Source organism: Methylobacterium sp. Leaf85, assembly GCF_001422125.1.
Classification (GTDB): domain Bacteria; phylum Pseudomonadota; class Alphaproteobacteria; order Rhizobiales; family Beijerinckiaceae; genus Methylobacterium; species Methylobacterium bullatum.
Genome location: NZ_LMME01000006.1, coordinates 14,786 through 28,797, shown reverse-complemented (window position 1 = coordinate 28,797; position 14,012 = coordinate 14,786). Strand labels below are relative to the sequence as shown.

Below are 14,012 nucleotides of genomic sequence, written 5' to 3'. Positions count from 1 at the left end.
ATGAGCTTCAGCGTATCTGGCGGGCGGCGTTCCAGCGCCGGAGGCGGCTCGGGCTCGGGATCGGGCCGCGTCCAGTGGAACGGCGGCTTCGGCTACGGTGTCAGCGGCTCGGGCGAGAGCTTCCGGGCCAGCGAGTTCATCGAGAACCAGGGCATGGAGATCGACGACCCGTCCGGCCGGCACGGCAACACCGGCTTCCGGGTCAAGCCCGCCGTCTTCGAGATCGCCAAGGCCACGATCAACGGGGCCGGCGGCATCCAGCCCTTCCAGATCTTCGGCGGCATGGACGCCGTCGACTTCGATAGGGCTTCCTTCAAGCTCTTCTCGAAGCAGCCGACCGCGCTGCGTGGCGGGCTCTACCTCTCGGATTACGCCGATCCGAAGACAGAGCTCATCCCGTCGACCCAGGACTATTCCGACTGGCGCCCGCGCTTCAGCAAGCGCTTCGCTCTCGACAGCATGTTTCGTCGGGTCGTGAACATCTGGTGGGTTCCGACCGTGCCCGAGGATCTGACCTTCGAAGTCGGCGTCTGGGCCATGCCGAAATGGTTCTACCCCACGGGCGCGCTTGAGGTGACAGGATGACCGTCGTTCCCGATCCGATGAAGTTCGGCACCGGCCCCAACACCGTGGCGGCGGGCGACGACGTCCGCTTCGGCCGCCTCGGCGGCCTCGTGCCGGCGGCCAACAAGGGGCTGTACTACGACGCCGCCGGCGCGCCCCAGCTCGAAGACTACATCCGCGACGCGACCTGGACGCTCGGCGTCACGGCGACCGTCCTGGGCGACATGACATCGGTCATCACCGGCGCGTCCTGCATCTTCGAGAAGCGGGGCAAGCGGGTGGATATCGCGGGCACGCCCTCGATCACCCTGACCTACACCGCCACCGCCTGGACGGGCTCGACGGTCACGACGGTCGGCACGCGCCGGACGAACGTCGGCAACGTCTACGAGGCGACCGCCGCCGGCACGACCGCCTCCACCGGCGGGCCGACCGGTACGGCGGCATCGATCACGGACGGATCGGTGACATGGAAGTACATCTCGGCCGCCACGAGCGGCCAGATCCTGCTCACCGGCCTGCCGTTCGCGGCCGACGCCACCGCCCCGCGCGCACTGATCAACTGCGTGCCGTCGTCCCCGCTGACCTTCGCCAACAACGGGACGGCCCTCTACCTCGCCACGAATGCCGGCCTCAGCACCCTGGCGGTCCTGGCTTCGAAGAGCGCCAACAGCGCCCAGAGCTCCCAGGTATCGACTGGCCAGTTCGCACCGGGCGTCGCCTACACGCTGCCCTTCCAGGGCTTCTACAAAGCCGCCGCATAAGGAGCCGCCGCCATGGCAGAGAACACCGTCTCAAGAGAGATTTCGTCGGTCACCCTCGGGAGCACCGGCATCGTCAGCGTGGTCGGCATCCGTCGCGTCGTCATCGAGGGCGAGGAGTTCACCCGGACTTTCGCGGAGAGCTACGAGCCCGGCCAGGATCTCTCGGCCCTGCCGGAGAAGATCCAGGGCATCTGTGCGGCCTGGTGGGACGACGACGTGGTCCTGACCCACATGGAGTTGACCGAGGCCGCCGCCGCCGAAGGATCGGCTCTTTGAGGGCTAGATCGGTCAGTGCGGGCCGGGCTTGATACCGGCTCCTGGCGGGGGTGGGGTTCGAACATACCCACGTACACCGCACGTCGTGTCTGCGGCGGCTGACGCTTAACTCGCCTACCCCGCCTTGGACGATGCCTGACGAAGGCACCTGCGGGTCCATCCCCGCCGCCGCACTGATGGTCGGATGGTAGCACGTCGGAGAACGATGGTGTAACCCGCAGGTTCAAATAGCGCATCCGGGAATAGGCGGGATTTTCCGGGACTAGGTGAAATCGGATCGACATTTCAGGGGTTTAGCGGGCGGTTACGGGGGGAAATTTCCGTTTCGGCACCGCAGGTTCAAATGTCGCAAAAATCGGCAATCAATGCGGGGCTTCAAGCCTAAGTCGTTGATCTAAAACGACCCTATTTCCCAGGTTCGTCTCAGGTGGGACGTTTGCCGGCCTGCAAAGAACCCAGGCAATTTGCGGCGAAAAGCTAATCCCATGAATCACTTAGTCAAAACCAGCTATACCGCCCTTGCCTAAGCAGGTGGGACGGTCAGCGCACTGTCTCACCCCGTATTCCAGCAGGGCAACAAGGGTTGAGACAGTGGCTTTCCACGGCGCCGAGTTATGATTATAGACCTAATGAAGCTGCCCCTGTCAATGTAGCCATTAGCCCGGCAACCCGGTCCAAGGTTTTTACGGTGGAAATCAAGTTGCAGAGTTTGCAACTTGATCCTGAGCAGGGCCGGCGGCGCCGGTCTGCGCCATGGAAGCAATTCGCTAACCCCGTTGCGCACGCACGGCTTGGCAGGACTCTGACGCCGGGATATAGCTGTGGATGGAGCTTCAAAACTCCATCAGGCGGTCAGCGCCACCAAGGTCGGGTAACCGGCCCGAACGGCGCTTTTTTCATACCCGGTCGATCGAGCGCAGTGTTTGCGCGCGATGCCGGTCGGTCGCGACCAGCGGCCGGGAGACTGCGGTGCATGTCCAGGGCTTCGGCCTAAAGATCGCGGTGCCGTTCCTGAGCGGTTTTGAACTCCCGGCTCCTCGCGCCGACCGCGAGGGCTTCGCCTTCAAAAGCGATCAGGAGCCCGATCATGTCCAACAGCTTCAGACATTCGCATTACGTCGTTCCGACAAGCCTTCAGCAGGGCGCGCCGCTCGCTGAGGTGCTGGCCGAAGTCACGAACAGCCTTCGTGGCTTCTCAGCCATGCTCGGCCATACCCTTGCCAGCCCGGAGAGCCCGTGGGCGCAGGAAGAGATGTGCGGCGTTACCAACCTCCTCGATAACCAGGTCGATATACTCTTTGGCCTGGTGCACAGGGTGCGCGAGACGGTCGAAGAGCTGGACGCTTCCAAGGCCGGCGAGAAACAGCTTTTGCAGGATGGCGACCTGTCCGAGCGCGCGAAACAGCTGCGCCGCGAATTCCTCCTATCCAGCACCAACGCGGGCAATGAGCCCGCCGTCATCGCCGCCGCTATGAACATGAAGCGCTCCGCGATCGAGCGCATGATTGGCCAGCTTCGCGGCGAAGCAGCTCGGGTGGCCGCTGTCGGCTGATCGGCAAGGGCGCGGCCTGTCCGCCGCGCCCGTCTCTGTTCTGGAAAGAGTGTGTAATGCGTACATCAGATCAGGGCCTGCCCGCCCGTTCGGGCTTCAATCCATGGCTGACCGCCAGGGACATTTCCGATCAGAAGCTACCAGGGGTGCCGAAGTCAGACATGCATGCGGCCCGAATGATCGATGAGGTCAGGAAGATCGGCCCGCGCCATCTGTGGCGGGCTCCGGCCGGCACGGCAGAGGCCGGTATCGAGGTTCACTATACCTGCCTGCCCGTCGAGGCGATCGTGGCTTACGAGGCGCGGTACAAGCCGGCCGTCGCAGCCGTCCAGGCGAACGACCGGCGGTGCGCTCGCCTCGGCAAGGGCGTTCTGTCCATGGCCGAGGGTGGTCGCGTGCGTGCCTACATCGTCAAGCTGATGATTGCGCAACCGCGCCTTGCGGCGTCCGGCATCCGTGACCGGTGCATCGAAGAGTTCGGCTTCGATGTCATCATCATCCCTCAGGGCCTGCCGACCCTCGTTCCAATGCCGCCGATGCGGACGTTTCAAGCGTTCGTGAAGATGCTCCGCGACACGGGAGCCGCGAATGTTCAGTCCTGATGGCCGAGAACGGAGGGCGCCCAAATTCGAGCCATCATCCAACGTCGTGCCAGGGTGGGTGCTGCCCTTGATGCGGCTGGTGAAGGGCACGGCGCGCGGCGACCTCGCGCGAGCTTGGGCCGAGCTACCGCGCCACCTTCCCGATGGGGTTGGCGTGCCGAGCGAGGAAGAGGCGGCGGTGACGCTGGTGGAGCTAAGGCTCGGATAGGATAACCGGCCCGCGCGGACCTCGACAGGTCCGGGCGGGCTTTTCCATTTTGGAGGCAAGCATGTCGGACGATGACGAGGCGAGCTATGAGCACCTACTCGGTCGCTATGAGCTGATGAAGACAGCCCTGAAACGGATGATCGAGGCCAACCGGCTCTACGTCTCGCGCATGAATGCTTCCGGCACGGTCAGTGAGCTACAGGCCTCGATCGCCAGGGAATGCGAGAGAAGCTATCAGCAGATCACGGCTGATTGGCACGCCGCGCTTGACCGGCTCGACGCCGAGCATGGGTACGACAGCTGCCCCGATCCATCCCGCACCGAATAGACGATCCGATGACGCAACCGAGACGGGTTGCGCGCATCGGCCTCGGCGGGAATACTGCGATCCAAGGCCGCCGTGACAGCTGGGAAATTCGCAGGTCCAGTTGGGCGTACCGCCTCCGGGCGGGCTGCTCTTACGGGGAAGGTGGCGTACCCCCTCGGCGGCCCTATATCGAAAAGGTCGCCGAGGCCCGAGAAATCTCGCTCATTCGGCTGTGCAATCCCGCCCTGGTAGCGGGCTGTGCTGAAACGGGGAAGGTGGCGTACCCCCTCGGCGACCCCTTTCCCGAAATCGCCTCAGAAGCCCGTACAGACTCATTTGGCTGGTTGAGGCTCTGTCCCCGGTCCCGAGGCTGAAGCGCCCGCCCACGGCGTTCAATGACGCTTCAAAATCGACGCTCGAGGATCGGGCGGCATGGGCCGGGCGGCCGCAAATGCTCTGCATCCGCCGAAGACTGCAAAACAGGGTAAAAACCTAGAGACTTCATTGTGCCGTGGATCATGGCACGTCCGTTCGAAGGTGCCGCGTCGGCACGGAAGAACCGACATGACAGGCTCGTCCTATTACATGAAAGCCGAGGAGCTGATCGGCGCGGTAGGCGAGGACGATGCACATATCGTCATGGGTCGCTTTGGTGGGACACGGTTCTATGTGCCAGCGAAACCGAAAGACGATAGTCGGTTAGTGAAAGAGTTAGGTCGCTCTATTGCCGACAGGCTGGCTGATTTCGTTGCGACAGGCATTGGTGGGCTGTACATCGATATACCTGTCGGGCAGGCTTCGAATGTCGCGCTCTATCATCGATATCAGTTGAATGTAGTGGCGCGTAGTGACCTCTCAGAAGCGGAGCTTGCTATCAAGCTCGGGGTCCATGGTCGCACTATTCGCCGGATGCGCGCCAAGCTGCGCCGGGAGAGAGAAGCGCAGGCAGCAAAGCCCCTCGCCATAGCCGGCTGACTGCCGAGTGGGACACGTGTCCGGGGCATCGATCCGAAAAAACAGGTGCAAAGTTCTTGGGCCTGCCGAAGTTCGGCATCCGAGTGCGCCCCATGTCATCTCAAGAAACCACCACGGAAATGCCGCCACGGGTTGAGCCCTACATTCGGGCTCTTGGGCTGGACGGCGCCGTTGACCTAATCCTCAAGTTCGGCGGTCAGACTATCCTCATCCCGTCGAAGCCGCGCGGCAAGTCGGTTCTGGAAGACGAGATCGGCCGGGACAAGGCCGAGGCCCTGAGGGTCGTCTTCGGGAACGGCAAGCTGCAAGTGCCTGTCGCCAAGTCATGGGTGGCGCAGCAGCTCGACGCTAAGGGGCACACCCGGCTCGAAATCGCCAAGATGCTTCACGTCACGCGCCAGAGCGTGCGGAATTACCTGGCCCCCACCAAGCCGAAGGCCGCCGCATGACGATCCCGGCCAATCTCTCCACCGCCCTCTGCGCGGCTATGCCGATCCCCGGCGAGGGCGGCGCCGCGCCTGCCGCCTGGATACACCTCTTGCCGGCCGGCCAGATCACGACCGTTGACGGGCGTGGCCCGTACCGCGTCGAGGACATGCAGGGCGTCATCCGTCTCAGCATGCACGGCGGTGCACGCCTCCCCATCGACGAGAACCACGCCACGGACTTCGCCGCCCCACGCGGTGATCCGGCCCCCGCGCGAGGCTGGATCATCGCCTTGCAGGCTCGCCGTGACGGGCTGTGGGGGCAAGTCGAATGGACCGATGAGGGCCGCCGGCTCGTCGCTGATCGCGCTTATCGGCACATCTCCCCCGCCATCCTCTACCGCAAGGATGGGACGATCATGGGGGTGTTGCGGGCCTCCCTCGTCAATCGTCCGAACCTGATCGGGCTCACCGCACTTCACCAACAGGAAAGCCAGATGGACCTTCTGACACAGCTCAAGTCGCTGCTCGGCTTGCCAGACGATGCGGACGCCGCCTCCGTCCTCGCCGAGATCGGAAACCTGAAGATGGCCGGCCACTCGGCGGGTGCGCCCGACCCGGCGAAATACGTCCCGATCGGCGAGTTCGTCCGGGTGACCCAGGAACTCAACCGGGTCCACAACGGCATCGAGCTTCAGGCGGCGAAGCTCCACGTGGAAGAGCAAGTCCGAACGGGTAAGCTCCTCCCCTTCATGCGCGATTGGGGCGTCAGCCTCTGCACAGCCAACAAGCCGGCCTTCGATCAGTTTATCAGCCAAGCCGGCACGATGATCGCGCGGTCGATCGGCCCGAGTGGGGCATCCGCGCTACCTCCGAGCTTTGGCGGCAGGGCCGGCGCTCTCGCCGACACCGATGCGCATGTCGCGTCCGTGTTGGGCCTCACCACCGAAGCATTCAAAAACGCAGGCGGGAACTAAAATTATGCTTATCACCAGCGAAAGCCTGAGAAGTCTTACCACCGGTTACGCCGCATCCTTCAAGAAGGGCTTCGACGGGGCTGAAACGCACTATCGAGACGTTGCGATGGTGGTTCCGAGTTCGACGAGCAGCAACACATACGGGTGGCTCGGCCAGTTCCCCAAGATGCGCGAATGGATCGGCGACCGCGTCGTCAAGAGCCTCTTGGCGCACGGGTATGCCGTTGAGAACCGCAAGTTCGAGAGCACGATCGAAGTGCCTCGGACATCGATCGAGGACGATCAGTTCGGTGTGTTCTCTCCGATCATCGAAGAGATGGGCAAAGCGGCAGCGGAGTTTCCTGACGAACTTTCCTTCGCCCTGCTCAGAGCCGGCTTCGAGACACTGTCATACGACAAGCAATACTTTTTCTCTCCAAACCATATGGTCATCGATCCGCTGACCATGAAAACCTATAGTGCCAGCAACATGCAGGCTGGCACATCGCCGCCGTGGTTCCTCCTCGATACGAGCCGCGCGATGAAACCGCTGCTTTATCAAGAACGCATTCCCTACAAGTTCACGGCACTGAACAAGGATGAAGACGAGAACGTCTTCTGGAGGGACAGCTACGTCTACGGCACACGCACCCGCTCGAATGTCGGCTTCGGGCTATGGCAGCTCGCCTTCGCCTCAAAGGCTGAATTGACGCCGGAGAACTATGCGGCGGCGCGCGCTTCCATGATGAACCTGAGTGGCGACGAGGGCCGAGTGCTCGGCATCAAGCCGACCTTACTCGTTGTGCCGCCCGACCTCGAAGAGGCGGCTCGCATGCTCATCAACAACGACGTGCTGCCTTCCTACCTCGACAGCGGAGCCGAGGGGGCTCCCATCACCGGCCGATCGGGTGGCACCAACCCATGGAAGGGCAGTGCGAAGCTGATCGTAACGTCCTGGGTCAAGTAGCGCGGAAGGTCTGACGCATGCCCCTGCAACTCGCCGTCCGCATCACGGGTGACGCCAGCTCGCTCAAGACGAGCGCGCTGGAAGCGACGAACGCCGTCACGGGGATGGGAGCGGCGGTTGAGGCGGCGGGCGCGAAATCCGCCGTCGCCGCCGGGAAGTTCCAACAGGCGGCCAATGCGGGCGGCTCGGCCGTGCAAGCGGCGGCCGGCTTGGCGGCCGGTGGCGGTTCGCCGGGCCTCCGGCCTCAGATCGTGCCGTCTGCGCTGAGCCCCGGCATCCCGCCTCTGCCGCCGGGGCGGCCGACGCCACAAGGCGGATTGCGCCGGGATCAGTGGCAGAACCTCGGCTACCAGGGTGGCGACATCTTCTCGTCGGGGTTCTCCGGCGCATCGCCGCTGACGGTCTTGGCGCAGCAGGGTCCGCAGATCGTACAGGTGCTCGCCGATGCGCCTGGTGGTATCGCGGGCGGTCTGAAGGCGGTCGCCTCCGGTGCCATGAGCATCCTCACTCCGGTGCGCCTGGTGGCCGGTGGCTTCGTCGGGCTCGGCGCCACGGCGGTGGCTCTCGGCGTGTCTTGGTCGCGCTCGCAGGATGCGATCGAAGAGGGCTTGACCGGCATTGGCCGGAAGTCCCGCGCCACGGCGGAGGACATCAACGCGATCGGCGCCAGCCTCGCCGCCAACGGCCGGCTCTCGACCGGCGAAGGCCGGGGGGTCGCCACGCAGCTCGCGGCGGCCGGCAACATCGACGTGTCCAACATCGGGGCCGTGGGTGCCCTCGCTCCCGGCTACGCCAAGATGTTCGGTAAGGACATCGACGCGGCCGGCGCCGACCTCGCGCGGCTCTTCTCTGACCCGGTGAAGGGCCTCGCCGAGATGGAGGCGCGGCTCGGGAGCGTCGACGGCGCGACGAAAGACTACGTTCGCACCCTCATGGCGCAGGGTGACCGCCAGGAAGCCATCCGCGTCATGGTGCGGGCCGTGCTGCCCGACATGGAGGCGGCGGCGCAGAAAACGAGCGCGTGGGCGAAGGCGTACAACGAGCTTGGAAGCGCGGCCGGCGCCGTTGGGGCGATCATCGCCAAGCCGTTCCGAACCGGCACGACGAAGGAACAGCTCGCCGCCGCCGAGGAAGAGCTGCGAGCGGCCGAGAACGCCAGCCGCCGGGGATTGGTCATCGGCGGTGGCCCCGATCTGGCCCAACAGCGCGCCGCCGCCATCACGGCCGGCAAGCGGGCGGAGCGCGATCGCCTTCAATCCCTCTTGGAGGCCGAGGAGGCCGCTCCCGGCCGGGTCGCGGCCTCCGAGCGGTCGCAGACCTACAACGCTGCCGTCGGGGCGATCCTGCCGGAGATCGAGGCTAACGAGAAGCTGACCAGCAGCCTCAAGCTCCTCACGGATGCAACCGGCGATCTGGACGGCCTCTTCGCCATGTCGGCGACGAAGCGCAAGGCGCTTGCCACCGCGATGGAGGCCACGCGCGGCGCGATCGACAGCACCATCTCGGCCGAGGAGCGTGCCCGTAAATCCCAGGAATTGACCATCCGGGGGATCGAAGCCCGCACGGCGGCCGAGAGAGCCGCCATTGCCGAGGAACAGAAGCGCCTCGACCTCGCCGGCCAAGCGATGACGGCGGACCAACGTCGCCTCGCGATCGAGGGCGCCCGTGCTGCCGTCATGGCGCAGTCCACGCGCGACAGCCAGGACCGACTGCGCAGTTCGACCGCCACGGCCGCTGCCGCCGGCCTGTCTCCCTACCGGCGCCGGCTTGCCGAACTGGATGACCGCTTCGCCCAGGCCAACAAGGCGGACGAAGGCAACCCGGACGCCATCGCCAACAATCAGCGGTCCAAGGCGCTCGACCGGCAGGCGATCGATAGTGAGGCGATCGGCGGGCCGCTCCGCGAGGCCAACCGAAACCTTGCGGAACAGGCCGCCGCCCTCAAGCTGCAAGAGGCGTCGTTCGGTGCATCGGCCGAGGCCGCCGCCAAGATGGCCGCAGCCCAACAGCTCACCAACCAGTACACCGCCGATGGCGTTCCGATTACGGAGAGCCTGCGCCGCGCGATCGATGGCTACGCGGGTACGGTCGGCAAGGTCGCGGCCGAGCAGGACGCCTTGCTGCGCAGGCAACGCGAGATCGTCGGCGGCCTGGATGATATCCGGGGCAGCGCGCGGAGCGGCATCACGGGCATCTTCTCCGACCTGTCGAAGGGTAAGAGCCCGCTCGACGGCATCACGTCGTCGCTCGACAGCATGTCGTCGCGGATCTTCGACCGTACCGTCTCGACGCCGTTGGTGAACAACCTGATCGGCCAGGAGGGCAAGGCCGGGGGCGGTCTGTTCGGTGACGCCGTCAGCAGCATCTTCGGCAAGGCCCAGGCGGTCTCCACCGCCCAGATCAGCGCCGGCGTCGTCAATCTCAGCGGGACGATCGCGGGGCTGACGGGCGGCGCGGTGGGAGCCGCCAACAGCAACGTGGCCGGCGCGGCTGCCGGCCTGACCGGCTCGGGCGGCAGCTCGGCCGAGGCGGCGAAGGCGATCACGTCGAAGCTCTCCGGCTCAAAGGCCGAGGTCGCCGATTATGTGAAGCAGGCCGCGATCGCGCGCGGCATCGACCCCAACGTTGCAACGCGTGTGGTCAATGCGGAGAGCGGCTTCAACGTCGCTGCAACGAACCTGACGTCTAAGGAACAGTCCTACGGCGTCATGCAGCTCAACACGATGGGCGGGCTCGGCGCGGAGGCCCTGAAAGCCGGCGTCGACGTGCGGAACCCCGACGCTTGGCGGTCCCAGGTCGATTATGGCTTGGACGTCGTGAAAAAGGACGGCTGGCGCCAATGGTACGGCGCCCGCGATGCCGGCATCTCACGATGGGAGGGGATCGGCGGCGCGGTGCCGGCGGGCGCGAAGGCGAGCGTCACAGCGCCCACGGCGCCGGCCGCGATGCCCCAGCTGCAGAACCTCGACGCCTCGCTGCAATCCTTCAGCACGTCGACCACGACGGCGCAGCAAAGCCTTACCGGCCTCACCGGAAACCTTACGGCCCTGCCAGGGCCGTTGAGCCAGACCAGCGCCGGCTTGAGCCAAGTCGGCAGCTCCCTCGGATCAGGCGGCGGCGGTGGCCTTCTCGGCGCCCTTGCTGGCCTGTTCGGCGGCGGCGGTGCCAGTGCGGCCGCCGCCGCAACTCCGACCGTCACGGCAGCGACGGGAGGGCACATTCGCGGGCCGGGAACGAGCACGTCGGACAGCATCAACGCGCGGCTCTCGGATGGCGAGTTCGTCGTCAACGCCAAGGCGACGTCGGAGAACCTGTCGGTTCTTCATGCCATCAACGAGGGCAAGCGCGTGCTGCCGGCCTTCGCCGAGGGCGGGGTCTACGGCTCGGCACCGCCAGCGGCGGCTTATCAGCGTGAAGAGCGAGCGGCGGGGCGCGATGGTCTTAAAGGGAAGGACGGGCGGGACGGTGCCGGCGCCTCTCAGGAAGTCCATATCCATGGGGCCGGAAAGCCCAAGCAGGAGAAACGCTCAAGGGGCAGGGACGGCGGACAGCGGCTCGATCTATTCTTCAACGATGTGGTCGCATCGCAGATTGGAACCTATGGTTCCGGCATATCGAAAGCTCTTGAGCAGCACTACGGCCTTCAGCGCCGGATGATCAGCCGCTGATAGGCCCCAAGTCCTGCCAACGTGGGCCAGCCTCGAAGCCCCGTTCAAGGGGGCTTCAACGCCATCTATCGCAGGGTCCAAGTGGTGACATTTGAACCTGCGCGAAGCGAAATTTGATTCTGCGCTTCACAGATGGGGACCGACCTTCAACGGCCCTTGAAGGCCCGTCAGTTCGCCACGGTGCTGACATTTGAACCTGCGCGCCGCGCCATTTGAATTTGCGCGCTACACCGGTCATGCGGTCAAGCCCGGCCCGGATCGTCCCGCCGTCTCGCGGCCGTTCCTCCATCCACACTCATCCACAGCCGTCCACAGGGGAAGCGGCTGTAGCCGCTCAGGAATTTTGCATCCCCCCGAAACCGGTTGAGATTGTTCTTGTTTTGTTCTTATTGTCCGGTGATGGGACGGACAGGATGGATTTGGCTCGACGAAGATGCGCGATGACGGCGAAACGGAGACGGACGGGCTCGAGCGGCGCCGGCGGATCGCTCTGGACGCCCTGCGCGGCCACGGGGCAGGACAGGCCGACGTCCTGTCCGTCGAGGCCCTGCCTCTGGGAATCGCCCATATCGATTCCGGCCTTCCCGGCGGAGGGCTCTCCCTTGGCCGACCGCACGAGATCGCCCCGGAATCCGAGGGCGACGAGGCGGCGGCGTTGGGCTTCACCCTCGCCCTCATGGCCCGACACCTCGCGCGGGTGGAGGGGGAGGCTCTCCTCGTCATCGGCAAGGGGCACCCGACACCCTACGGCCATGGGCTCGCCGGGCTCGGCCTCGATCCGGGCCGCCTGCTGATCCTGGAGGTCGAGAGCGACGCGGATGCCTACCGCGCCTTGGAGGAGGCCCTGCGCTCGCAGGGGCTGAGGGCAGTGGCGGGGCTGGTGAATGCCGGCCTGCCGCTGAAGCAGAGCCGGCGGCTGCATCTGGCGGGCGAGGCGGCCTCCCGCCTCCTCCTCGTCCTGCGGCCACCGCAGGCGGAAAACCCGAACATGGCTGCGACCCGCTGGCGGATCGGCTCGGGGGCGGCCCTGCGGGACCGGTTCGGCTGCATCGAGCGGCCCTGCTGGCGGGCGCGGCTCGACCGCTGTCGCAACGGACGGACGGGGAATTGGCTTCTGGAGTGGGATCATGCCGCGCATCGTTTCGGTCTGGCTGGAGCAGTGGCCGCTGACGCGCCTCAGGCGCGCTCGGGCCGCGCAGGATGACGCGGTCTCCCCCGCCGTCGTGGCCGCCATCGGGCCGGGAGGCCTGCGCATCACGGCCGTCGACGCCGCCGCCCGGGCTCTCGGCCTGCGTCCGGGCGAGCCCCTCGCACGGGCTCGCGCCCGGATCGGGCCGGGCATCGCCGTTCATCCCGCAAACCCGGAGGCCGATGCCGCCGCCCTCGCGCGTCTCTGCCTCTGGGCCAAGCGGTATACACCCATGGTGGCGCCGTTCGGGCCGGGGGAAGGCGGAGACGGCTTCTTTCTCGACGTGGAGGGGGCGAGTCACCTGTTCGGCGGGGAAGACGCCCTGATGGGCGACCTCGCCGCCCGCCTGTCGGCCAATGCCATACCCGCCAGGCTGGCCCTGGCCGACACGCCGGCCTGCGCCTTCGCGCTCGCCCGCCACGGTGCTTCGACGCGTCCCGTCATCGTGCCCCGGGAAGGCAACGCGCCGGCCCTGCGCGACCTCTGCGTGAGTGCCCTGCGGATCGAGCCGGCCATCGCCGAATCCCTCCGCCGCCTCGGCCTGCGCCGGATCGGGGCGCTGGCCGAGGCGGCCCGCCCTCCCCTGGCCCGACGCTTCGGCGAGACCCTGCTCCTGCGCCTCGACCAGGCGCTGGGGAGAAGGCCCGAGCCGCTGGTCTCCCTGGGGGAGCCGGCCGCCTTCGGCGCGAGTCGGGGTTTTCTCGATCCGATCGGACATCAGGCGATCATCGTCGCCACCGCCATACGGCTGATGCAGGAGATCGGCCCCCGCCTCGCCGCCTCGGGCCTGGGCGCGCGATCCCTGCGGCTGAGCCTCTACCGGGTCGACGGCATCGAGCGCAGCCTCGATCTCGGCCTGTCGGAACCGACCCTCTGCCCGACCCAGGTCGGGCGGTTGCTCGATCTGCGCCTCGACCGGCTCGGGCCAGCCCTCGATGCCGGCTTCGGCTTCGAGACCGTGCGGCTCGACGTGACCGGCATCGGCCGATTGGAGGTACGCCAGGGCGCCCTGGCCGAGACGGGCCTCGACCGGGAGGCCGAGACCGGCGGGACCGCCCGCCTCGCCGACGCCCTCAGACAACGCATCGGGGCCAGGGTCATCCGCGTGAGTCCACGGGCGAGCCACATCCCCGAACGCGCCGATGCCCTGGAGCCCTGGCGGGTGAGGAGAATCGAGATGCGGTGGCCCGAGCGGGTGGGCACCCGGCCTCAGGGCGGGATGCCGCCCCGTCCCCTCGTTCTCCTGTCTCGCAGCGAGGCGGCCGACGAGGTGTTTTCGCTCGCCCCCGACGGACCACCCCAGCGCTTCCGCTGGCGGCGGCGCCTGCACCGGATCGCCCATGCCGAGGGTCCGGAGCGCATCGCCGACGCCTGGTGGCACGCCCCTGCCCCCGCCCGGGATTACTACGTGGTCGAAGACGAATCCGGCCGGCGCCTCTGGCTCTACCGGGAGGGATTCCACACGGCTGAAACGGCAGCGCGCTGGTTCGTGCAGGGATTGTTCGCGTGAGGGCCGAGATGAGCGCCCTCCCCTCTCCCCGCCGGGCGGGGAGAGGGGA

The 14,012-nt window shown here is 66.4% G+C and carries 14 protein-coding genes and 1 tRNA gene; 14 read left to right on the top strand and 1 reads right to left on the bottom strand.

What is annotated here, in order from left to right; genetic code table 11:
- The 3 genes from ASF08_RS06095 to ASF08_RS06085 are packed head-to-tail and all read left to right on the top strand — an operon-like array spanning position 1 to position 1,604.
- Positions 1 to 585 carry a hypothetical protein gene (locus tag ASF08_RS06095; RefSeq protein WP_056142631.1) on the top strand — a complete coding sequence of 195 codons (585 nt, stop codon included), beginning with the start codon at positions 1 to 3 and terminating at the stop codon, positions 583 to 585.
- Entirely contained in the window at positions 582 to 1,328 is a 747-nt protein-coding gene (locus tag ASF08_RS06090; RefSeq protein ID WP_056142622.1) for a hypothetical protein, read from the top strand. Before ASF08_RS06095 ends, ASF08_RS06090 begins: the two co-directional genes overlap by 4 nt.
- 12 nt (positions 1,329 to 1,340) lie before the next feature.
- A complete protein-coding gene (locus ASF08_RS06085) occupies positions 1,341 to 1,604 on the top strand; it encodes a hypothetical protein (RefSeq protein WP_056142620.1) in 264 nt (87 codons plus the stop codon).
- Positions 1,605 to 1,646: 42 nt separating this feature from the next.
- On the opposite strand, the gene ASF08_RS24590 is transcribed toward ASF08_RS06085, so the two are convergent.
- A tRNA-Cys gene (locus ASF08_RS24590) sits at positions 1,647 to 1,728 on the bottom strand.
- Positions 1,729 to 2,691: 963 nt separating this feature from the next.
- Between ASF08_RS24590 and ASF08_RS06080 the strand changes: the two genes are divergently transcribed.
- From ASF08_RS06080 to ASF08_RS06035, 11 genes are all read left to right on the top strand, one after another.
- Positions 2,692 to 3,156, top strand: coding sequence for a hypothetical protein (locus ASF08_RS06080; RefSeq protein WP_056142618.1), 465 nt, complete (start codon positions 2,692 to 2,694; stop codon positions 3,154 to 3,156).
- Positions 3,157 to 3,212: 56 nt separating this feature from the next.
- Positions 3,213 to 3,758: a hypothetical protein gene (locus ASF08_RS06075; protein WP_156629479.1), complete on the top strand. Its 546-nt coding sequence runs from the start codon at positions 3,213 to 3,215 to the stop codon at positions 3,756 to 3,758.
- 58 nt (positions 3,759 to 3,816) lie between these two features.
- Complete coding sequence (locus ASF08_RS24585; RefSeq protein WP_156629478.1) at positions 3,817 to 3,966, top strand: hypothetical protein; 150 nt, start codon at positions 3,817 to 3,819, stop codon at positions 3,964 to 3,966.
- Positions 3,967 to 4,027: 61 nt separating this feature from the next.
- Positions 4,028 to 4,294: a hypothetical protein gene (locus ASF08_RS06070; protein WP_056142612.1), complete on the top strand. Its 267-nt coding sequence runs from the start codon at positions 4,028 to 4,030 to the stop codon at positions 4,292 to 4,294.
- A gap of 543 nt (positions 4,295 to 4,837) precedes the next feature.
- Positions 4,838 to 5,248, top strand: coding sequence for a hypothetical protein (locus ASF08_RS06065; protein ID WP_056142609.1), 411 nt, complete (start codon positions 4,838 to 4,840; stop codon positions 5,246 to 5,248).
- Between the two features lie 92 nt (positions 5,249 to 5,340).
- Entirely contained in the window at positions 5,341 to 5,697 is a 357-nt protein-coding gene (locus ASF08_RS06060; protein ID WP_156629477.1) for a helix-turn-helix domain-containing protein, read from the top strand.
- Positions 5,694 to 6,650, top strand: coding sequence for a phage protease (locus ASF08_RS06055; protein ID WP_056142605.1), 957 nt, complete (start codon positions 5,694 to 5,696; stop codon positions 6,648 to 6,650). Before ASF08_RS06060 ends, ASF08_RS06055 begins: the two co-directional genes overlap by 4 nt.
- 4 nt (positions 6,651 to 6,654) lie before the next feature.
- Positions 6,655 to 7,596, top strand: a complete 942-nt coding sequence (locus ASF08_RS06050) for a Mu-like prophage major head subunit gpT family protein (RefSeq protein WP_082473085.1) — start codon at positions 6,655 to 6,657, stop codon at positions 7,594 to 7,596.
- A gap of 17 nt (positions 7,597 to 7,613) precedes the next feature.
- A complete protein-coding gene (locus tag ASF08_RS06045; RefSeq protein WP_056142602.1) occupies positions 7,614 to 11,264 on the top strand; it encodes a phage tail length tape measure family protein in 3,651 nt (1,216 codons plus the stop codon).
- 433 nt (positions 11,265 to 11,697) lie between these two features.
- Entirely contained in the window at positions 11,698 to 12,468 is a 771-nt protein-coding gene (locus ASF08_RS06040; RefSeq protein ID WP_056142599.1) for an ImuA family protein, read from the top strand.
- Positions 12,392 to 13,963, top strand: coding sequence for a Y-family DNA polymerase (locus tag ASF08_RS06035; RefSeq protein WP_056142597.1), 1,572 nt, complete (start codon positions 12,392 to 12,394; stop codon positions 13,961 to 13,963). Before ASF08_RS06040 ends, ASF08_RS06035 begins: the two co-directional genes overlap by 77 nt.
- Positions 13,964 to 14,012: the final 49 nt, after the last annotated feature.